Genomic DNA, 19,269 nt, shown 5'->3' with positions numbered 1-19,269 from the left:
GAGGAAATGGATGAATCGATCATGAGCCTTCTTGGGCTTCGGCCTGTGGCCGAGAAACTCTTCTCGGATGTTCGCGAGTTGACCTTCGATGGGGTGGGTGTCACCCGGCAAAGCTACGGCCCTGGAGAATCGGATACCGCCGAGTACTTGTGCGCCTTCGCCGCAAGTGAGGGGCTCGAAGTGAAACCCGACAAGGCCGCGAACCTCGTGTTTCGGTGGCCTGAGACTGCATCGTCAAATGCCGTTACCTGGACCGGTTCTCACATCGATTCGGTACCCCAAGGCGGTAACTTCGACGGCTATGCCGGAGTGGTCGCGGGATTGCTGTGTCTGGTCGCTCAGAAGACGAGCGGAAAAGCCTACAAGCGGCCCCTTGAGGTTGTGGCCTTCCGGGGCGAGGAAAGTGCTTGGTTCGGTAAGGCGTACATGGGATCAGGCGCTCTCTTTGGCAAGATCAGCGAAAGGGATCTCTCCTTGAAGCAGCGCACAACGGGCGAGTCGATGGAATCCTGCATGCGCCGTTGCGGGGCTGACGTGGATGCGATCCGAGCCGGGAAGCTTCTGCTGGACAAGTCGCGCGTGAAGGCCTATGTCGAGTTGCATATCGAGCAGGGGCCCGTCATGGTCTCTCGACAACTCCCGCTCGCCGTGGTTTCCGGTATCCGCGGCAATGTGCGCCACAACCGCGTGGTGTGCCACGGCGACGCGCAGCATTCAGGCGTTGTGCCGCGCTGGCTGCGTCATGACGCCATGTTTGCAGTCGCCGACTTGATCATGCGTATCGATGAACACTGGCGCGTGCTGCTAGAGCGCGGCACCGATCTCGTCGTCACCACGGGCATCGTCGGTACTGACCCCGCCGAGCATTCGGTCTCGCGCATTCCCGGCCAAGTGAGTTTCAGCTTCGAAGCACGAAGCAAGAGCACCGACACGCTGGAGGGGTTCTATCAGCTCATGCGCGCCGAATGCACCGCTATTGAGCGCGAACGCGGGGTGCGCTTCGTGTTCGATCGCCGCCTGCTTAGCGAGCCTGCCACGATGGACACGGGGATCTGCGACGTGCTCGCGAGCGCCTGCGCGGCGCAGGACGCTGCATTCGAGGTCATTCCGAGCGGCGCGGGGCACGACGCCTCGCTGTTTGCCAACGCCGGGATCMCCAGCGGCATGCTGTTCGTACGTAACCAGAACGGCTCACACAATCCGCACGAGGCGATGGACATCGGCGACTTCATGCTCGGGGTTTGTGCAATGGACGCTGCGTTCACGCAATTGAAGTGAGTCTCACAATATGACTACACGACTGACAATTCGCCGCCCCGACGACTGGCACCTGCATCTGCGCGATGGCGCTGTGCTCGACACCGTATTGCCGTTCACGACACTGCAATTCCGACGCGCGATCGTCATGCCGAACCTCAAGGTCCCCGTGACAAGCACCGCACTCGCACGTGCCTATCGGGACCGGATCCTTGCGGCTCTCCCGAGGTCCGTCGACTTCGTGCCGCTGATGACGGCCTACCTCTGCGACAACACGCCGGCAGACGAATTACGCCGTGGCTTTGAAGAAGGTGTGCTGACCGCGGCCAAACTGTATCCCTCCGGAGCCACGACGCATTCCGAGTACGGAGTTACTTCAATTTCCAAAGTAACCAAGGTGCTTGAGACGATGCAGGCCATTGGGATGCCCCTGTTGCTCCATGGTGAGAGCACCGACCCAGACGTAGACATCTTCGACCGTGAGGCCACGTTCATCGAGTCGACGCTGCGCCCCTTGTTGCGCGCGTTCCCCGCACTCAAGGTAGTGATGGAGCACATAACGACCGAGCAGGCCGTCGATTTTGTCGCTGCCGACTCGAGCGCACGTCTGGCCGCGACGATCACGCCCCAGCATCTGATGTTCAACAGGAACGCAATCTTCACGGGGGGCATCCGGCCGCACTTCTATTGCCTGCCGGTGCTCAAGCGAGAGCGCCATCGCATGGCGCTGCGCAAAGCTGCGACATCGGGCGACATGCACTTCTTCCTAGGGACGGATTCGGCGCCGCACCTTCGCATGCTGAAAGAGGCAGGCTGCGGCTGCGCCGGGATCTTCAACGCGCCTGTCGCGCTGCAAAGCTACTGCAGTGTCTTTGACGAGGAGAACGCTTTGGAGCATCTTGAGGCGTTTGCAAGCCTGAACGGCCCCAGGTTCTATGGCTTAGCACCCAATGACGGGACGGTGACGCTGGTGCGGGTACCTTGCGACGTCCCCCAGAACGTGGCGCTCCCCGAAGGCGGGATGCTCCATCCGTTCCTTGGCGGAAATCGCTTGCCATGGACCTTGCAAGCGACGCGCGACGGAACCAATGCAGCATGACGCGGCACGCTATGACGCCCGATGCAGACGCGGTTGCAATCTTGCAGAGATCAGCACCCCGGCCGGCTTCGGTAAGGATTTCCCGTGTCGAATTTCGCCTATAGTTTCTTTTTCGATCCACGAGGTGGAAAACGAGATGGAAACGTCAAACTCGACCCTTAAATCAACGATCGACTATGTGGCGCTGGGCAACCGCTTGCGTGCTTACCGTGTCGGTGCTTCGCTCCTGGCGGAAGATGTGGCGGAGCGGCTTGGTGTCTCCCGCGCGGTCGTCTATCGGCTCGAAAAAGGAGAGATCGTCAAAATTGAAACTCTGGAGCGCTTGGCCGACTTGCTCGATACTTCCCTAGCCTCCTTGCTGGGGGTGGAGGTTGAGTACTACTCGACGGCGCTTGGCCTATTCGAGCGCATGCGCCAGCTCGAGGAGTCGTCGGATCGCATTCTTGCGCACTTCGAGCCCATCTCGCTGTTGCTGACCTCCGAAGACTACCTGCCCGTCCTGCGCCAGATGCTCATAGAGGCCTCGCCGAAGGGGTCGGGCAAGGGCCCGACTTCTGCCGACGTAGACAAGATGCTTCAAATCATGCAGGAGCGCCGCGCTTACTTCCAGCGGCGACGTCCCCACATCGTGAGCCTGATTGGGCTGCGCGAGATCGAGCGCTTTGTCGAGACGGGGCTGGTCGGCCGGATCGATCTGCCCGAGAGAGTTCGCTCTGAACGTCGGCTGGCGGCGCGCCGCGAAGTAGAACGGATCGCAGATCTGATGGAAAGCGAACCCATTGACGTGCAGATCGGCCTCATTGATGACGCCATGCCAGCCGCGACTTTTCAGGTGTTTTCCGGCCGAGAAGGTAGCGTCCTGGCCGTGAGTCCGTTCCGCCTGGGCGAGCTGCCTAATGTGCGAAACGGCATCGCGACCGTCACCGCTTCCCCCGAGGCCGTGCGAATGTATGAAGCCATGATTGGCAAGCTCTGGAAGGCCTCCTACAAAGGAAATGCCGGCGCACAGCACCTTCGAAAACTACTCGATCGAATTCACTAGCCATGGCCCCATTTCGATGACCACACCTCGCCCTTCCTCCGAGACCGGCCTAGCGGTTGCGGCTCGTCTCATCGATTCCGGCTGTGTGATATTGCGCACCGACGAACCTTTCCGGCTGCCTTCCGGGTGGGCAACACCGGTCTACATGGATTGCAGGCGGCTTATCTCCTTTACCGAAGCTCGCCGCGCTCTCGTTGGCTATGCGGTGGAGGCTCTAAAAGCCAATGGGTGCCTTGCCGAAGCCGCCTCTATCGCGGGCGGCGAGTCTAGTGGGATTGCATTGGCCGCCTGGATCGCGGACGCCCTGGATCTGCCAATGCAGTACGTCAGAAAGCGCGCAGCGGGTGCGGGCCAGATCGAAGGCGTGGTGTGGCCCGGAGAGCGTGTTGTGCTGGTCGACGACGTGATGGCGACCGGCACATCGAAGCTCAATTTCGCGCAGGCGCTACGAGGGGCGGGCGCACAGGTCCGTGACGTGCTCGTGCTGTTCGACTACAAGGTGTTCGGCTCCGACCGGATCCTCGCAGCGACGGGACTGAAAGTGCATGCCCTGGCAACATGGCATGACATCCGGACGACAGCAATCCGCCGTGGTGACTTCACCAGCGACGCCATCGCCGAACTCAACGACTTTCTGGCGGACCCCGTTGCCTGGTCGCGAGCGCACGGCGGCAAGGGTTCCATCATCTACCACACTGAGAGTAAAACGCCATGACATTCAAAGAAATCAGCGACCGATTCTCGACCGACCATTCAGGCACTGACGCTTTCAAGACCCTGTATCGCGGAGCCTTCGATCTCATGAAGGCCGACGTTCACAACGCGGGCCTCTATTTCGTCATTGGTGTTGCAGCGCAGGCTTTCGTCCAGAGGTACGAGGACCAGGGAATCACGCCTGAGTTTGCCGACAACGCGAAGGCCAGGATGTCCGCATTGACCACGAAGGTCGTCGCCGCACTCGATGCAGAACCGGCGCAGCGCCTGCTCATGCTCGGCGAGGTCGCGACGGAGTACGAGTGGGACATCTCTATTTTCTGATCGCGTCGACCTATCCTGCGAAGAGGGCCACATTCGCTCTTGTCCTCGTGCCACCCGAGTGGACAAGTACTGGCTAGCGCGAATTGGCCCCCCAAAGCACTTCACAGATTCAGGACGAGCCGCGCGGAACAGCTCCGCGAAACGCAAGGGAGAATCCGCGCCCCCGCCGTCTTCTCGTCCGCAGTGAGGTACGAGTCTCGATGCTCAGGCGTCCCTTCCAGCACCTCGGTCATGCATGTCCCACAATGGCCTTCTTCGCAAGACGTCTCGATGTGCACCCCGTTGGCACGAAGCACGGCAACGATGCTTTCCCCCGGCTGCACTTGAGCGGAGACCCCGGATGCGGCTGCGTGGACTTCGAAGGCGATTTCGGGCGCCGGGCCGGCCGTCAATGTCGAACCTGCGCCGAAATATTCGAACCTGACCTGCTCTGCAGGCCAACTCGATGCCGCTTGCCGCACGAGTTCCATGAAGGGGCGAGGTCCGCAGAGGTAGAGATACTTTCGCGAAGATGGATCTCCCACGATGGAAGCCAGCAACTCGGGAAGTGCGTCTGGCTCACAGCCAAGGTGGTAGCTGACCGAAGACGCCAGAACTGAGTTCTGCAGGTGCCGGCGGAAAGCGACATGCTCTTCTGACTGCGCGAAGTAGTGAAGTTCGAAGGTCTTCCCGCAACCGCTGAGATAGCTAGCCATGGCAAGCAGCGGTGTGATCCCGATGCCCCCCGCGACGAGGATGAAACGCTCGCCATTCTCAGCGAGCGGGAAGTGATTCCTCGGTGGTCCAATTGAGAGGATGTCACCCTCCTTCACTTCAGCGTGCATGAAGATGGAACCACCGCGCGATCGTGGATCGCGCTTCACGCCGACAACGTAGCAGCTGTCGTTGTACGGCGTGCACAGCGAGTATTGACGGATCTCTCCGCTGCCGACTTCGACGTCAATATGGGCGCCTGGCTCATAGCGAGGAAGCGCACCGACATCGGTGGAGACGAGCTCGAAGGAATAAATGTCGGTCGCTTCGAGTGCTTTGCGTTGGACTTTGACTTGCATGACTCAGTTGCTGGAAGTGATTCGAATGGACTAGCCTGGCTCGACCTCAGGCGCGACGTCGCAGATGTAAGACCTGTGGGGAGCTGATCCACTGATCGGGTCGAGGTCGCTGTCATCGATGAGCATGTTGAAATTTGAACCCTGGTCTGACAGCGGCGCATGCGCGGGTAGGCCTAGCTGTTCATTGCCCTGCCACCATCCGTATTGCGCGCAGACGACACGGGAGTCAAGGCTTGGGTCCAGAGACGCTTTGAAGCGGACAGAGCCGCTCGGAGAGCGCACCCGGACCCACGTTCCCGGTCTGATTCCGCGTGCAGCTGCTGTGGCGGGGTTCATCGACACGAGCGGCTCCGGCGCTTTGCTGCGAAGGGATGCGACCTGTCTATGCTGGCTGTGGCAGTACTGGGGCAGCTTGGCCGAGGTCAGGACAAGCGGGAAATCTGAGATGTCTTGCCGAAGTCGGAGCTTCGGCAGCGGCTGAACATATATTGGAAGTGGCGAATAGCCGTGTCGGTGCAGGAGCGCCGAATAGATCTCAACCTTGCCGGTGTCAGTGGCAAACCGAAATCCCTCTTCGAGGTGCTTCTGGTAGTGCGTCGTGAGTGGATAGCGAATGCCATCGGGGCGCTCCCTCAACGCCTCCAGGGTGATGGCCAAAGGCTCGAGCATGTATCGCAGGCCGGCATCGATGTCTCCGTCCCAAAACTTGTCCGCCAGGCCGAGCCGTTTCGCAAGCTCGAAAACGACCCAGGTATCCGACCGGCTCTCGCCGGCCGGTGCCACCATCTGCGGTCGCAACTGGATGAGTTCCTCTGCGTCCTGACTCACCTCGAATCCGATGCGCAATGCCTCACGTTCCCAGGGCGTACTTATGGGCAATACAACATCCGCATAGTGCGCCGTGGGCGTCAACGTCACGTCGGCGTGAACGAAGAACGCGAGTCGACCAAGTGCTTCGGCGCCGCGCAGTGGATTCGCGTGCGCCATCAGAAGGTTGGCGCCAAACCCGACCACACCGCGAATCGGATAGGGCTTCTGGTCGAGAATTGCGCGATAAAGTGCATCGCTGCCGATGCATCCTTGTGCGGCCGGTCCAAGAGGAAGATCGTCGATGCCGACGCACTTTGCGAGCTGCTCTTTTGAGATCAGCTCTTTGCCCGAAGCCTTCCGCGCCGGCGGGTGCGCGAAGTCGACGTTGCCGCCTGCAGCATCGAAGCTACCGGTCAATGCATACAGAAGCGCGATGGCTCGGTCGGTCTGCGTCGCATTGGTGTGCTGGCCCACGCCCGACCACGCGTAATAGCTGACCGGGCGATTGGAGAACAGCAGTTGTGCCGTATCGCGAATCTGTTGGGCAGGTACCCAGCAAAGTTCCTCAGCTCGCTCTGGCGGCATGCTGTTGCACAGATCGGCATAGAGCGAGAAGGCAGGCTGACATTTGACGGGACCAGCCAGCGTCTTCACGTCCCTCGCGCCGAAAAGCGCAAGGACGCCATTGTGCGGCGCATACTTTCCCGTGCCGAGGTCGTAGGGAACGATTGATCCGCCGCTTTCGTCGAAAGCCACAAGCCGGCCCGACGGAACGCCCGTAATGTCTGCTTCCCGAAGGAACTCGCCTGAGTCCTCCCGCACCAGCAGCGGACCATTGGAGAAGCGACGGATGAAGTCTACGTCGTACCAGTCATTGCGGATCATCTCCCCGGCGATGGCCAGCGCTAGCGCCCCGTCAGAGCCCGGCTGCACGCGAAGCCATTGGTGCGCGCGCATGGCAAACCCCGCCTTGCGCGGGTCGACAACGATGAGCTTCGCACCGCGCGCAAACGCCTCTGTCACACCCGTTGCGTGGTCCAGCCAGGTTGCGGACGGGTTGTGGCCCCAGAGCAGGACACATTTCGTGTTCGAGAATTCGGGCGAGCTGATCCCTCGGCCGAAGGTGAACCCGTGCGCGACGTCCTTGTGCCAGTTGCAGATCTCGGTACCGCGGCAGAGGTTCGGGCTACCGAACGCATTGACGAGCCGTTCGATCCAAGTGATTCCATCGGACAAGGGAGAACCGCTCGGCGATGTGATCGCAAAGGAAACGGACTCTGATCCACTTTCTTCCCTGATGCGTCCGATCTGTTGCGCGACCAAGTCCAGGGCTTCGTCCCACGAGGCGCGTCGCCAGCCGGGATCGCCGCCGTCTTTCGGGGTTGTACGTATCAAAGGATGAAGCAGTCGCTGCGCATTGGCCACCAGTTCGGGCGCGGCTCGGCCTTTGACGCAGAGCGCCTTGCCGGTCGGGTGGCTGGGGTTCGCCTCCTGCGCAATCAGCACGCCGTTTTCGACGACGCTGATGGATCCGCACCGGGAGCGACAGAGGGCACAGAAGCCTGGGATCTTTTCAGCCATAGTCCTAAAGGCGGGAACGGCCGCCGTCCCCGTATAATATATTAAAGATTTGTAGTATATATAATTCAGAAAAAGACACAACATGAAGCAAGGCAACTCGCAAGTGGGCGCGGGATCTGTTTACGAGGCGCTCAGGTCAGAGATCGCGACGGCCAAGCTCGAGCCTGGGGCGGCGTTGAAGCAAGACCACATCGCTGCGCGCTTTGGCGTCAGCCATGTTCCGGTTCGCGAGGCGCTGTCTCGATTGGTCGCAGGAGGACTTGCGACAGCCAAGCTAAACAAAGGCACTTCTGTTGCCTCCCTGAGTGCAGCGCAGGCTGTCGAGCTCATTGAACTGCGGTGGCTCCTGGAGGGACGCCTCATCGAGCTTGCGGTGCCGAACCTCTCACGCGCAGATATTGGTCGGGCAGCCGAGCTGCTGGATCAGCTAAGCAAAGCAAAGGAAGTTGAAGACGTAGTCCGCCTGAATGAGGCTTTCCATACGGGTTTGTATATCAAGGCCGATCGCCCGTTGTTGCTGCAATCGGTGGACTCCGCGCGACTAAATCTTGGTCGCTATCTTCACCTTCCCTGGAGATCAAGAATGAACGTTGATCGGTCGGAGGTCGAACACAAGAAGTTGTTGCGCTTATGTCTTGCGGGCGATGCGAGCGGTGCAAAAGCACTTGTGACTGCCCATGTCGTGGGCACCGGACGCCTGATCCTGGAGATCATTGGCCGCGGTCCCGCCCAGCGCGATGTGCAATAGCATTGAGATGGTATCGAACGGCAACAATCGGTGTCATGGGGTCTGGCTCTTATGAGTGGCCAGAGTGGGCAACGCCTCGTGGGATGTGGATTGCAGAGAGCGGACACGATCTGTTGACTAGCGCAGGCTCAGGAGCAATGACGTCGGTGGCACGCGCATTCTGCAGCGTCACTGGGCGCAAAGGCAGGTCTATCAGCATAGTCCCCACCCGCAAAGACTTGGTGGGAGAGTTCATTCCACTACCGGGGTACCCGAACCGCTTCATCAACCTTCCAATCGTGACGCCATTGCCCCGCAAGGAGTCAAGCCACTCTATGGATCGCCTGACTCGCACCTGTGCGAATATCCTTGGCAGCGATCTGATGGTTGCGTTGCCAGGCGGCTCTGGGACAAAAGATGAGGCTTCTTTGTGTTGCCGCTTCCGCAAGCCTCTGCTGTACTTCGGCCCCACGTCCGCCTTCGACGGGTTCTCAACGTGCGCGCGCGGTGATCCCGTCTTGAGCTGCGGCCCTGCGTCCATGACGATGGTGTCCACCAAGGATTCAGGTGTGGGCGGGCGCTGTAGGAAACTGAAATCTTCCCTGAGTCAAACCACTGAAAAATCGCTTGATCCAAGCGCAGCGCTTCCCTGTGGATCACTGAAGACTTCGAAGCGTTCCTACAGTAGCCCTATTGCCACAGCGAAGCTCCATTGAGCGGCTTTCACGGTCGCTCCGCCTTCGCGATCTCAACGGACATCTGGTAGCTCACGCCCAACCATCGGTTCGACAACCGATCGATGGTGCCATCAGCGCGCATGTCCTTCACGGCCTTGCTCACGGCTTCACGCAAGGCTGGCTGATTCTTAGCCATGGCTGCGGCCGAGAGTTGGTAGGTGAGGATCGGGCCGACCTCCTTGATTGGCAGCTTGTTCACGGTGGCGTACTTCATGCCCCCGAAATGCGAACTGATGAGCGCATCGACGCGGCCGATGGCGAGGTCGTTGAACACGAGTCCACCGTTGTCGTAGGTGACGATCTCGGACCCCAGCAGATTTTCGCGAGACCACGATTCGTTGCTGGTGCCGGCGGTCACGCCAATGCGCTTGCCCTTCAGGTCAGGCCGGTCCTTGATGTCGCTGTTGGCATTGCGCACGAAGATTCGAAAATCCTCCAGGCCATACGCCGCGCTGAAATCGACCTGTTTCTCGCGCTCGACCGTCGGCGTGAGGTCGTTCATCACGAGGTCGTACTTGCCGGCCTTGAGCCCCTCGACGAAGTTCTTGAAAAGGTCGGCCACAAACTCGACGCGGGCCACGCCGATGCGCTTGGCCACTTCCTTCGCCACTTCGACGTCGTATCCCGCGGGCTGGTTCTTGTCGTCCAGCATGCTCCAGGGCGGGCTGGCCTGTGTGTTCGCGATCCGGATCACGCCCGCTGCTCTCGCACTCGCGAGGATGTCACGCGGTTGCTGTTGTGCCCAGGTGGGCGCGGCCAGCATCGTGGCCATCGCCGAAGCGGCAACCAGTGTGCAGAGCAGTCTTCGCTGCAGGGGGCGTGTTCGATTCATGTCGCGGTCCAGAGTTGTAGGTCGATTCGATGGGCGCCATCTTGTCGCGCCGCACCGCCCTGCCGCAATCCGGCGCCGCTAGTTGGTCGATAAGCTGGACTTATGCACCAATCAGGGAAACTACTATCCCCTTTTGGGTGCCCTCCTGATCGCAGAGACCGGGGAGCGGCCGAGGACCTCGCGCAATCGCTTGAAGTCCGTATCCAGCTGGATGCGCATGACGCGCAGCAGATCTTTTGCGTTGTCCGACAGCGGCATGCCGGGCCGGAACACAAGCAGCGAGGTCGCGGGAATATCGAAGGCCATCGGCTTGAGCAGCAGGCCGCGCGAGAAGTAGTCGAGGGCCATGACAGGGTGCGCCATTCCCATGCCGACACCGTTCAGCGCGAACTCGCACACCGAGTTCGAGTAAGGCGTCTCGATCACAGGCCGCAGGACCTTGCCCTGCGCCGCCAACGCCTCCTCCAATGCGCGTCGTCCCACGTCTTCGGGATTGAGTGCGATGAACGGGTGGGCCGCCAGATCGTTGGCGTCGAGCACTTTTTTTCTGGCCAGCGGATGCTGCGCGTTCATGACGATGACGCCGCACACCGACGCGAAGGGCGAGTGCTCGAGGCCCGTCACCGACAACTCTTCCGCCATGAGGCCGAAGTCGAGTTGTCCGGCGGACACCTGCTGGTAGACCTCGCGCGAACTCATGACCTGGAACGACAGCTGGATCTGCCGCTTGTCGAGCCCGAACGCCGCGATGGCGCGCGGCATGAAGCCGGTGCCCAGCGCCGGGAGCGAGCCGATGGCCAGACGTCCGAGCCCGAACGACTTGAGACTGCGGATGCGGTGCTCGATGATTTCCAAGCCGGTGAAGTAGCGGTCCACCTCCACCATCAGTGCCACGGCCTCCTGTGTAGGCACGAGCCGCCCCCGCACGCGTTCGAACAGGCGCAGCTCACAGGCCTGCTCGAACTTGCGCAACGACTGGCTCACCGCCGGTTGCGAAACGCCCAGCAGGTTCGCAGCCTGGCTGGTGGTGCCGGCGCGCATCACCGCGCGAAAGACCTCGATGTCGCGCTTTTCCATCCATAACCTCCGTTTATCGAGCGAGTAATCCACGCTCTTGAGTTGATCGAACGCCTGACAAATACTCCAGCGCACCCGCCAACACACCTAATCTGGACGAATAGCATAGATGCAATCAATTGCCACAACTAATGACCAGTTCGAGAGCCTGTCGCCGCCCGTGATGCGCGCATCGACGGTCGTCTTCAAGACCTTCGAGGACTTCGTCCAACGCAAAAGTCGGCAGCCCGACGGCTTCAGCTACGGCATCACCGGCACGCCGACGGCGCGAGGCCTCGAGAGGAAGATCGCGGCACTCGAGGGCGGGCGACATTGCGTCGTCACGCCCTCGGGGCAATCGGCGCTGATGACCACCGTCATGGGCTTCGTGCGCGGCGGAGACCACTTGCTGGTGTCGGCCGCGTGCTACGGCGCGCTCAAGGCCTTCGCGCTGAAGTGGCTCGCGCAAATGGATGTGGAGGTGGAGTTCTATCCGCCCGCCATCGGCGCGGAAATCGAATCGCTGATTCGTCCAAACACTCGCATGATCTGCATGGAGTCGCCCGGCACCGTGACCATGGAAATGCAGGACACGCCCGCCATCGCAGCGGTGGCGCGCCGGCGCGGCGTGCTCACGATGATGGACAACACCTGGGCCAGCCCGCTGGGCTTCAGGCCGCTGGATCACGGCGTGGACTTCAGCATCGAGGCCGCCACCAAGTTCCTCGGCGGCCACTCCGACCTGCTGATGGGCAGCATCAGCATGAACGACCACGCGCACTACGATGTGCTGCGCGAGACGCAAAGCATCCTCGGCCAGCAAGTGAGCCCGGACGACTGTTTCCTCGTGCTGCGCGGGCTGGAGACCCTCAAGCTGCGGCTCGAAGCCCAGAGCGCATCCACTCTGCGCGTGGCGCGGTGGCTGGCCGATCAACCCGAGGTTGAGCGGCTGCTCTACCCACCGCTTGAACCGGACCCCGGCCATGCCTTATGGAAGCGCGACTTCCGTACCAACGGCTGCCTGTTCTCCCTGGTGCTCAAGCCCGGACCCGAGCGTGCCTTCCATGGCTTCTTCGATTCGCTGAAGCAGTTCGTCATCGGCGCGAGCTGGGGCGGCGTGCACAGCCTGGCGGCCTACTATCCCGCGACATTGCAGGCCGAGCGCGTGTTCCCTGCCACCGACCAGCCGGTCATCCGACTCTCGATCGGCCTGGAAGACACCGACGACCTCATCGCAGACCTGGAGGCCGGCCTGGCGGGCTACAGCGCGCTGTTGCCTACCCGCTGAGGAGGACAAGATGCTCGACCTGTTCCTCAGGGCATTGCCCTTGCTCGAGAAGGCGGTGCTGGTCACCCTCGGCCTCGGGCTGTCTGCATTCTTCTGCGGCTGCGTGCTGGGGCTACTGGTGGCACTGGCGCGGATCTCTCCGTTTCGGCCGTTGCGCTGGTTCGCCTTTTCCTACGTGTCGATCTTTCGCGGCACGCCGCTTCTGATACAGATCCTGCTGATTTACTTCGGCCTGCCGAGCTACGGCATCGTGATCTCTCCGATTCCCTCTGCGCTGCTCGCGCTGAGCCTGTTCGCCGCGGCCTACCTCAGTGAGAACTTCCGTTCCGGGATCATGGCCGTGGAGAAGGGACAGTGGGAGGCTGCGTGGGCCATGGGCATGGGCTACTGGAAGACGCTGTTTCGCATCGTGCTGCCGCAGGCCTTCCGCATCGCGCTGCCCCCGGTGGGCAGCCGGCTCATCGGGCTCATGAAGGACACGTCCCTCGCATCGACAGTCACGGTGGTGGAGCTCACCCGTGTGGCCGAGCAGTTGGGCGCCACGACCTTTCGCTACATGGAGATGTTCCTCATCGTCGGAGCCATCTACTGGTTCATCAACCAGGTGCTCACCATCCTGCAGACCTGGCTCGAAAACCACCTCTCGAAGCGCTACACATGAACACATCCTCCACTCACACCGCCCCCCCTGTGCAGGTGCAGGGCCTGGCCAAGAGCTTCGGCGCGAACCACGTGCTTCGGCAGATCGACCTCACGGTGGCACGCGGCGAAGTCGTAGTCATCATGGGCCCCTCGGGTTCTGGCAAGACCACGTTGATCCGCTCGCTCAACTTCCTGGAGATGCCCGACCGCGGCACCATCCGCATGTGCGGCATCGAGATCGCCAACGCGGGCCCGAAGCCCTCGGGCGACACGCGTCGCAAGATGCGTGAAATTCGCAAGAAGACAGCGATGGTGTTCCAGTCGTTCAACCTTTTCGGACACATGACGGCGGTGGAGAACGTGATCGAGGGAATGGTGTCGGTACAAGGTGTCCACAAAGCGTCAGCGCTGCCGCGCGGCCGCGACTTGCTGGCGCAGGTCGGCCTCTTGGAGAAGGCCGACGAATATCCGGGCCGCCTTTCCGGCGGCCAGAAGCAGCGCGTGGCCATCGCACGCGCCCTGGCGATGAACCCCGAAGTCATTCTCTTTGACGAGCCGACCTCCGCGCTCGACCCCGAGCTGCGCGGGGAGGTGCTCAAGGTGATGCGCGATCTTGCTGAAAAGGGCATGACGATGCTGGTTGTGACACACGAGACGCGGTTCGCCAGGGATGTCGCCGACCGCATCGTCTTCATGGAAGGCGGCGTGATCGCGGAAGACGCCTCTCCCGATCATTTCTTCGGACCGTCCGCAAGCCAGCGCTCGAGAGATTTTCTTGGCTTGATCGAAGACTGATTGCCACGCGCAGCAGGGCTGGCAGGACCCCACTGCGAAGGACATTCAAATGCCCTCGGCCTGCGCGCGTTGACTTTTCCGCAGTCAACGCCGCTTCTCCCGATCTTGCATTGCAGGTGACCTAAGACTGTCACCACCCATCCCACGAACCATGCGTTGGTGCGTATCAGGCACCACTGTGCGTCCGTTTGCGAGCCTACCGGCGCCTCCCCTGCTTCCCTACGATCAACGCCATACGGCCTTCCGCCGTGATCCGGGCCCGACAACCTTCGGTGTTGAACGGCAACTTGCTGCCAGTCACCTGGCACGTTAGGCCCGCGCAACCGGGCCGCCCTTTTGGAGATTCCGTCATGTCCCCCACAGATGACATCTTGCAACCAACGAGCGAGAAACCCAAAGATCTGGTGCCCTCCCGTTACGCGCTGCGCATCGGCGATATCGACGCGCTGGTGGTCAGCGATGGCGTGCTGCCGCTGCCCACCTCGACCATGGCCACCAACGCCGACCCGGCAGATCTGGCGAGCTGGCTGGACCAGATGTTCATGCCGCCCGACAAGTACGACTGGCCGCTGAACGTGATGGTGGCCCGCAGCGGGGACCAGACCATCCTGATCGACGCCGGCCTGGGAGGCCAGTTCCCGGGCTTTCCGCGCGCCGGGCAGTTCCCCCAGCGTCTGGCCGCGGCCGGCATCGAGCTCGAGTCCGTCACCGACGTGATCTTTACCCACATGCACATGGACCACGTCGGCGGGCTGCTCGTTCCCGGCATCAAGGAACGGCTGCGTCCCGACGTGCGCATCCACGTGGCCAAGGCCGAAGTCGATTTCTGGATCTCGCCCGATTTTTCCCAGACAGTGATGCCCAAGCCGGTGCCGGAGGTGCTCCGCTCGACGGCCAAGAGCTTCTACAACGAATACCGCGACCGGCTGCAGACCTTCGAGGAGCGACGCGAGGTAGCGCCGGGCGTGGTGGTTCGCCGTACCGGCGGCCACACCCCAGGGCACAGCGTGGTCGACCTGGTGTCGGGCGTTGAGCGACTGACGTTCGCCGGCGACGCCATGTTCCCGGTCGCGTTCGACCACCCTGACTGGCAGAACGGCTTCGAGCACGACCCCGAGAAAGCGGCCGAAGTTCGCATCGGACTCCTGCGCGAACTGGCGCAGACCCGCGGGCTGCTGGTGGCCGCTCACCTGCCCTTCCCCTCGCTCGGCCGAGTGGCGATCGACGGTGACATCTTTCGCTGGGTTCCGATCATCTGGGACTACTGAACACAGCCTGCGGCGCGCAAGCAGGCCGCCGGCCTGATGCGCCGAATCGTCGACGCCAGGATTTTTTTCTCTCTCGCGCTCTTCGCGAACGGGTACCTCAGCCGCACTGAGGGCGGAGCCACACATGACTCATCGCCTCAACTACATCAAGCAATCGCCCGAGCTCTTCAAGAAGCTGATCGAGTTCAGCACACTCGTGGATAACGGCACCATCGAGCAAACCATTCGGGACCTCATCGCCATCCGCGCCTCGCAGATCAACGGCTGCGCGTTCTGCCTCGACATGCACATCAAGGAAGCCAAGATCCACGGCGAGCGCGAACTGCGCATTCACCATCTGGCTGCATGGCGTGAATCGACGCTGTTCGTTCCCCGCGAGCGCGCGGCCCTGGCCTGGACCGAAGTGCTGACCAAGCTGCCCGAACTCGGCGTCCCCGACGACATCTACGAGCGCGTGCGCACGCAGCTGTCGGAAAAAGAACTCTCGGACCTGACCTTCAGCGTGATGGCCATCAATGCATGGAACCGCGTGAACGTCGCGTTCCAGACCGTGCCAGGGTCGTCCGACAAGGCCTTCGGCCTGGACAAGGCAAACCTTTCCTGAGTCTTTGCCGCAAGCGTCGCCGCCTCTGGCGGTGGCGCTTGCTCTTCCTGCGCGATACACCCTTCGCGCCGAAGTCCAATGGCACCTCGGGAGCGCAGTCTCCCTTCGCCATCGATGGCCGCGCCTCGCAGACCATTGCCTTTCCCCACTTCGACTTCCTTCTCGCCACTTCGCGGCGGCGCAGCCGTGCGTTTTGGAACAGCGCGTTTTCGATCGCACTGAAGCGGTGTCACGTCGCCATTGGTGCCGCTGGCTCACTGCGGCGTTTCGCTCGACAGGGCTACCGCATCGAGCTGTCGAAATCTAGATTTGGTGCAACAGATGAAGAACGTGCGAACCCGTTTTCCCCATCGCACGCAATGCCTGTCCATCCTCCCGATGCGCCTGCACGAACTCTGCCCCACGAAGAAAGCCCCCATGTCCCTGATTGACCAAGAGTCCCCCCCGCGACGTCTATTTCTGCGCCAGATCGGCGGCGCTTCCAGCGTCGCAGCGCTTGCGGCGCCCGCACTGCTGAGCGGCCTCGGCAGCCCGCTGGCGGCGGCGCAGCCCAGCGCAGCGCAGCCGACCGACAACGCCCACCCCACGGGCTACCTGTCGCTGGGCCCGCAGGAAGCCGCCTGCGTCGAGGCCCTCGTCAACGTGATGTGCCCGGCCGATGCGATGACACCGAATGGGGTCGGCTGCGGCTTGCATCTGTACATCGATCGTCAGTTGGCCGGCGGCTGGGGGCGTGGCGACCAGCTCTATCGGCAAGGCCCTTGGCGCCCCGGCAAGCCGCAGCATGGCTACCAGTCTCCCCTCACACCCGAACAGCACTTCAAGGCCGGCCTCGCAGTGCTGCGCCGCGCGGCCGGACAACGCACGGGCGAGCCCATCGAGCAGCTCGAAGCCGCCCGGCTCGACGCCCTGCTGCAGGAGGTCGCTGCCGGCCGGATGGACGACGAGCGCTATGCGCTCGGTGCCTGGTTCAACGACTTTTTCTATCCCCTGTTCGTTCAGGCCTGCTTTGCCGACCCGATGTACGGCGGCAACCGCGACAAAGTCTTCTGGCGCGCGGTCGGCTTCCCCGGCCTGCCCGCTTTTCACGGACGCAACGTGGTTCAGTACCGCGGCCAGCCCTTTCCTGGCGCGGCCAAGCCCCAGTCGATCGATGACTTCAGCTGAAGGTCTATTCCCATGACTCACAAACTTCCCAAACGCGACGTCGTCTTCGTCGGCGGCGGCCTCACCGCCGGCCTCGCGGCGCGGCAGATGATGGATTCCGGCATCGACGTGCTGGTGCTCGAGCGCGGTGGCGATCTCGACGGCAGTGCGGCCGCCACGCTGCCCAACCAGCGTGACGAATTGCGCTGGGGCGTGCGCAACAGCCTGGTGCAGAACTGGGCCAACGAGACCTACACATTGCGTCATTCAATCAGCGAGAGCGCGCTGCCGGTGCGCCGCATGGAAGCCTTCCTTCCCGGCGAAGGCATGGGCGGCGCGGCCAATCACTGGAACGGACAGACTTGGCGTTGGGCCGAGTACGACCCGGCCCTGCGCACCCGGCTCGAATCGCGCTACGGCAAGGCGGCAATCCCGCGCGAGATGACGGTGCAGGACTGGGGCGTCAGCTACGCAGAGATGGAGCCGTACCACGACCTGTTCGAGCAGCTCTTCGGCATCGCGGGGCAGGCCGGCAATATCGGCGGGCAGCTGATAGAAGGTGGCAACCCCTTCGAGGCACCCCGAAAACGCGACTTTCCGCAGCCCCCGCTCGAGATTCTCGAGTCGGGTCGCATCTTCAAGGCGGCCGCGCAAGGCCTCGGCTACAAGCCGTTCCCCCTGCCTGCGGCCAACTCGCCACGCGCCTACACCAACCCCGATGGCGCAAGTCTCGCACCGTGTCAGTACTGCGGCCATTGCGAGCGCTTCATCTGCGAGGCCAATGCAAAGGCCAGCCCGGCAGTGCTGCTGTATCCGCTGCTGCAGAAGCGACGAAATTTCGAAATTCGACTTCACTCGCAGGTGACCGGCCTCGTCTACGACAAGCACGCCAAGCGCGTGACGGCCGTGCAGTTCATCGACCTGCAGACCGCGCAAACGTACGAGCAGCCGGCCGATGTCGTGGTGCTGTCCGGCTTCACCATGACCAACACCAAGCTGCTGCTCACGAGCGGCATCGGCCGCCCTTATGACCCGAAGACGGGCAAGGGCGTGGTCGGCAAGAACTTCTGCTACCAGGTGATGTCGTCGGTGCCGGTGTTCTTCAAGGACCGCTTCATCAATCCGTTCATGGCCTCGGGTGCCTCGCAGATGGTGGTGGACGAATTCAACGGCGACAACTTCGACCACGCAGGGCTGGGCTTTTTCGGCGGCGGCTACATCTACTCGAACGTGACCAACGGCCGCCCCATCAATGCCCGGCTCCACCCGCCCGGGACGCCGCGCTGGGGATCTGCGTGGAAACAGGCCAACGTCGACTGGTACGCGCATGCCTTCAACGTCGCGGTGCACGGCAGCAACTACCCGCACAGCCAGAACTACCTCGACCTCGATCCGACGTACCGCGACGCCTACGGTTTGCCGCTGCTACGCATGACCTTCAACTTCCACGAGAACGACCACCGCATGAGCGAGTACGTCACGAACAAGGCCGTCGGGATCGCGCACGCCATGGGTGCCACTGCAGTCGGTACACCGCTACCGCGGCAAGGCGACTTCGATACGCGTCAATACCAGACGACGCACACCACAGGCGGAACGATCATGGGCGCCGACCCTGCAACGAGCGTGGTGTCGCCGCGGCTTCAGCACTGGGATGCGCAGAACCTCTTCGTGGTTGGCGCCTCCGTCTACGCACACAACGCGGGATACAACCCCACGGGTCCGCTCGCGGCATTGGCGCTGCGCCTGGGAGACGACCTGGTGCGCTATGCAAAGCAACCGCGCATGCTTTGAAGGACCCGCAATGCGAACACTCCTGCTCACAGCCTGCGCTGCAGCTTTGATGAACCTGGCGCATGGTCAATCGTCCGTGCAGCCGCCCAAGACATGGGCGACCTGTGCGGCATGCCATACGGCACAAGGCGCGGCCGCCATTGGGCCGCCACTGGCTGGCGTGGTGGGCCGAAGGGCCGGCTCGTCGCCGGGGTTCGGCTACAGCCGAGCCATGAAGAACGCACAGTTCACCTGGGACGAAAAATTCTTGGCGGCCTTTCTCAGCGATCCGCAGCAAGCCGTACCGGGCAACCGGATGCCCTTTGCAGGCGTTCCGGATCCGGCCGAGGTGGCGGAACTCGTCAGGTACCTGAAGACACTGCGATAGGACGGCTGCCAAGCCGCAGATGCCTTGCACGCCAGGGCACACTGCATGACTCTATGACCCATGGGCAGGAGGGCCTAGCCGGCTGTCGTGCAGCCTCCGGCTACGATCAAACAGATACTTGAGTCCCTGCCCAT

At 62.1% G+C, this 19,269-nt stretch carries 20 protein-coding genes; 16 read left to right on the top strand and 4 right to left on the bottom strand.

Features of this window, described 5'->3' with window-relative positions; translation table 11 throughout:
- Positions 1 to 21: 21 nt before the first annotated feature.
- The 5 genes from AC1DMA_RS07750 (at position 22) to AC1DMA_RS07730 (ending at position 4,436) form a co-directional block, all read left to right on the top strand.
- Positions 22 to 1,278 carry a hydantoinase/carbamoylase family amidase gene (locus tag AC1DMA_RS07750; protein ID WP_478143975.1) on the top strand — a complete coding sequence of 419 codons (1,257 nt, stop codon included), beginning with the start codon at positions 22 to 24 and terminating at the stop codon, positions 1,276 to 1,278.
- A gap of 10 nt (positions 1,279 to 1,288) precedes the next feature.
- A complete protein-coding gene (pyrC, locus tag AC1DMA_RS07745) occupies positions 1,289 to 2,356 on the top strand; it encodes a dihydroorotase (protein ID WP_478143816.1) in 1,068 nt (355 codons plus the stop codon).
- A 136-nt stretch (positions 2,357 to 2,492) separates the two neighbouring features.
- Positions 2,493 to 3,398: a helix-turn-helix transcriptional regulator gene (locus AC1DMA_RS07740; RefSeq protein WP_478124540.1), complete on the top strand. Its 906-nt coding sequence runs from the start codon at positions 2,493 to 2,495 to the stop codon at positions 3,396 to 3,398.
- Positions 3,352 to 4,113, top strand: coding sequence for an orotate phosphoribosyltransferase (locus tag AC1DMA_RS07735; RefSeq protein ID WP_478143815.1), 762 nt, complete (start codon positions 3,352 to 3,354; stop codon positions 4,111 to 4,113). The genes AC1DMA_RS07740 and AC1DMA_RS07735 overlap by 47 nt, the downstream gene beginning before the upstream one ends.
- Positions 4,110 to 4,436: a hypothetical protein gene (locus AC1DMA_RS07730; protein ID WP_478124538.1), complete on the top strand. Its 327-nt coding sequence runs from the start codon at positions 4,110 to 4,112 to the stop codon at positions 4,434 to 4,436. The genes AC1DMA_RS07735 and AC1DMA_RS07730 overlap by 4 nt, the downstream gene beginning before the upstream one ends.
- A gap of 101 nt (positions 4,437 to 4,537) precedes the next feature.
- On the opposite strand, the gene AC1DMA_RS07725 is transcribed toward AC1DMA_RS07730, so the two are convergent.
- Entirely contained in the window at positions 4,538 to 5,488 is a 951-nt protein-coding gene (locus tag AC1DMA_RS07725; protein WP_478143814.1) for a PDR/VanB family oxidoreductase, read from the bottom strand.
- Positions 5,489 to 5,518: 30 nt separating this feature from the next.
- Positions 5,519 to 7,960: a molybdopterin-containing oxidoreductase family protein gene (locus AC1DMA_RS07720; RefSeq protein ID WP_478143813.1), complete on the bottom strand. Its 2,442-nt coding sequence runs from the start codon at positions 7,958 to 7,960 to the stop codon at positions 5,519 to 5,521.
- A gap of 1 nt (position 7,961) precedes the next feature.
- Here AC1DMA_RS07720 and AC1DMA_RS07715 point away from each other — a divergent pair, with 1 nt between their 5' ends.
- Positions 7,962 to 8,627 carry a GntR family transcriptional regulator gene (locus AC1DMA_RS07715; RefSeq protein WP_478143812.1) on the top strand — a complete coding sequence of 222 codons (666 nt, stop codon included), beginning with the start codon at positions 7,962 to 7,964 and terminating at the stop codon, positions 8,625 to 8,627.
- Positions 8,510 to 9,322 (top strand): SLOG cluster 4 domain-containing protein, encoded by an 813-nt coding sequence (locus AC1DMA_RS07710; protein WP_478143811.1) that lies wholly within the window; start codon positions 8,510 to 8,512, stop codon positions 9,320 to 9,322. The genes AC1DMA_RS07715 and AC1DMA_RS07710 overlap by 118 nt, the downstream gene beginning before the upstream one ends.
- A 7-nt stretch (positions 9,323 to 9,329) precedes the next feature.
- Here the strand turns inward: AC1DMA_RS07710 and AC1DMA_RS07705 are convergent, their stop codons facing one another.
- Both AC1DMA_RS07705 and AC1DMA_RS07700 read right to left on the bottom strand, forming a co-directional pair.
- On the bottom strand, positions 9,330 to 10,175 hold the full coding sequence (locus tag AC1DMA_RS07705) for a transporter substrate-binding domain-containing protein (protein ID WP_478143810.1): 846 nt from the start codon (positions 10,173 to 10,175) through the stop codon (positions 9,330 to 9,332).
- Between the two features lie 123 nt (positions 10,176 to 10,298).
- Positions 10,299 to 11,252: a LysR substrate-binding domain-containing protein gene (locus AC1DMA_RS07700; RefSeq protein WP_478143809.1), complete on the bottom strand. Its 954-nt coding sequence runs from the start codon at positions 11,250 to 11,252 to the stop codon at positions 10,299 to 10,301.
- Positions 11,253 to 11,361: 109 nt separating this feature from the next.
- Here AC1DMA_RS07700 and metC point away from each other — a divergent pair, with 109 nt between their 5' ends.
- The 9 genes from metC (at position 11,362) to AC1DMA_RS07655 (ending at position 19,135) form a co-directional block, all read left to right on the top strand.
- On the top strand, positions 11,362 to 12,519 hold the full coding sequence (gene metC / locus AC1DMA_RS07695; RefSeq protein WP_478124532.1) for a cystathionine beta-lyase: 1,158 nt from the start codon (positions 11,362 to 11,364) through the stop codon (positions 12,517 to 12,519).
- 10 nt (positions 12,520 to 12,529) lie between these two features.
- Positions 12,530 to 13,180 (top strand): amino acid ABC transporter permease, encoded by a 651-nt coding sequence (locus AC1DMA_RS07690; protein WP_478124531.1) that lies wholly within the window; start codon positions 12,530 to 12,532, stop codon positions 13,178 to 13,180.
- Positions 13,177 to 13,956 carry an amino acid ABC transporter ATP-binding protein gene (locus tag AC1DMA_RS07685; protein ID WP_478124530.1) on the top strand — a complete coding sequence of 260 codons (780 nt, stop codon included), beginning with the start codon at positions 13,177 to 13,179 and terminating at the stop codon, positions 13,954 to 13,956. The genes AC1DMA_RS07690 and AC1DMA_RS07685 overlap by 4 nt, the downstream gene beginning before the upstream one ends.
- A gap of 350 nt (positions 13,957 to 14,306) precedes the next feature.
- On the top strand, positions 14,307 to 15,224 hold the full coding sequence (locus AC1DMA_RS07680; protein ID WP_478124529.1) for an MBL fold metallo-hydrolase: 918 nt from the start codon (positions 14,307 to 14,309) through the stop codon (positions 15,222 to 15,224).
- Positions 15,225 to 15,348: 124 nt separating this feature from the next.
- Complete coding sequence (locus AC1DMA_RS07675) at positions 15,349 to 15,828, top strand: carboxymuconolactone decarboxylase family protein (RefSeq protein ID WP_478124528.1); 480 nt, start codon at positions 15,349 to 15,351, stop codon at positions 15,826 to 15,828.
- A gap of 38 nt (positions 15,829 to 15,866) precedes the next feature.
- Positions 15,867 to 16,259 carry a hypothetical protein gene (locus tag AC1DMA_RS07670; RefSeq protein ID WP_478143808.1) on the top strand — a complete coding sequence of 131 codons (393 nt, stop codon included), beginning with the start codon at positions 15,867 to 15,869 and terminating at the stop codon, positions 16,257 to 16,259.
- Entirely contained in the window at positions 16,246 to 16,995 is a 750-nt protein-coding gene (locus AC1DMA_RS07665; RefSeq protein ID WP_478124526.1) for a gluconate 2-dehydrogenase subunit 3 family protein, read from the top strand. Before AC1DMA_RS07670 ends, AC1DMA_RS07665 begins: the two co-directional genes overlap by 14 nt.
- Before the next feature lie 12 nt (positions 16,996 to 17,007).
- Positions 17,008 to 18,768: a GMC family oxidoreductase gene (locus AC1DMA_RS07660; protein WP_478143807.1), complete on the top strand. Its 1,761-nt coding sequence runs from the start codon at positions 17,008 to 17,010 to the stop codon at positions 18,766 to 18,768.
- A gap of 10 nt (positions 18,769 to 18,778) precedes the next feature.
- Entirely contained in the window at positions 18,779 to 19,135 is a 357-nt protein-coding gene (locus tag AC1DMA_RS07655) for a c-type cytochrome (RefSeq protein ID WP_478143806.1), read from the top strand.
- The last annotated feature ends 134 nt before the right edge of the window (positions 19,136 to 19,269 follow it).

The sequence above is a fragment of the Variovorax sp. 05N34 genome (genome assembly GCF_056397405.1).
This window is presented reverse-complemented; position numbering and strand designations above follow the sequence as displayed.

Bases quoted from the DNA above. Each gene is read 5' to 3' on its own strand.
- pyrC (WP_478143816.1), top strand. From the start codon at position 1,289: ATGACTACACGACTGACAATTCGCCGCCCCGACGACTGGCACCTGCAT.
- AC1DMA_RS07740 (WP_478124540.1), top strand. From the start codon at position 2,493: ATGGAAACGTCAAACTCGACCCTTAAATCAACGATCGACTATGTGGCG.
- AC1DMA_RS07735 (WP_478143815.1), top strand. From the start codon at position 3,352: ATGCCGGCGCACAGCACCTTCGAAAACTACTCGATCGAATTCACTAGC.
- AC1DMA_RS07730 (WP_478124538.1), top strand. From the start codon at position 4,110: ATGACATTCAAAGAAATCAGCGACCGATTCTCGACCGACCATTCAGGC.
- AC1DMA_RS07725 (WP_478143814.1), bottom strand. From the start codon at position 5,488: ATGCAAGTCAAAGTCCAACGCAAAGCACTCGAAGCGACCGACATTTAT.
- AC1DMA_RS07715 (WP_478143812.1), top strand. From the start codon at position 7,962: ATGAAGCAAGGCAACTCGCAAGTGGGCGCGGGATCTGTTTACGAGGCG.
- AC1DMA_RS07710 (WP_478143811.1), top strand. From the start codon at position 8,510: ATGTCTTGCGGGCGATGCGAGCGGTGCAAAAGCACTTGTGACTGCCCA.
- AC1DMA_RS07705 (WP_478143810.1), bottom strand. From the start codon at position 10,175: ATGAATCGAACACGCCCCCTGCAGCGAAGACTGCTCTGCACACTGGTT.
- AC1DMA_RS07700 (WP_478143809.1), bottom strand. From the start codon at position 11,252: ATGGAAAAGCGCGACATCGAGGTCTTTCGCGCGGTGATGCGCGCCGGC.
- metC (WP_478124532.1), top strand. From the start codon at position 11,362: ATGCAATCAATTGCCACAACTAATGACCAGTTCGAGAGCCTGTCGCCG.
- AC1DMA_RS07690 (WP_478124531.1), top strand. From the start codon at position 12,530: ATGCTCGACCTGTTCCTCAGGGCATTGCCCTTGCTCGAGAAGGCGGTG.
- AC1DMA_RS07685 (WP_478124530.1), top strand. From the start codon at position 13,177: ATGAACACATCCTCCACTCACACCGCCCCCCCTGTGCAGGTGCAGGGC.
- AC1DMA_RS07680 (WP_478124529.1), top strand. From the start codon at position 14,307: ATGTCCCCCACAGATGACATCTTGCAACCAACGAGCGAGAAACCCAAA.
- AC1DMA_RS07675 (WP_478124528.1), top strand. From the start codon at position 15,349: ATGACTCATCGCCTCAACTACATCAAGCAATCGCCCGAGCTCTTCAAG.
- AC1DMA_RS07665 (WP_478124526.1), top strand. From the start codon at position 16,246: ATGTCCCTGATTGACCAAGAGTCCCCCCCGCGACGTCTATTTCTGCGC.
- AC1DMA_RS07660 (WP_478143807.1), top strand. From the start codon at position 17,008: ATGACTCACAAACTTCCCAAACGCGACGTCGTCTTCGTCGGCGGCGGC.
- AC1DMA_RS07655 (WP_478143806.1), top strand. From the start codon at position 18,779: ATGCGAACACTCCTGCTCACAGCCTGCGCTGCAGCTTTGATGAACCTG.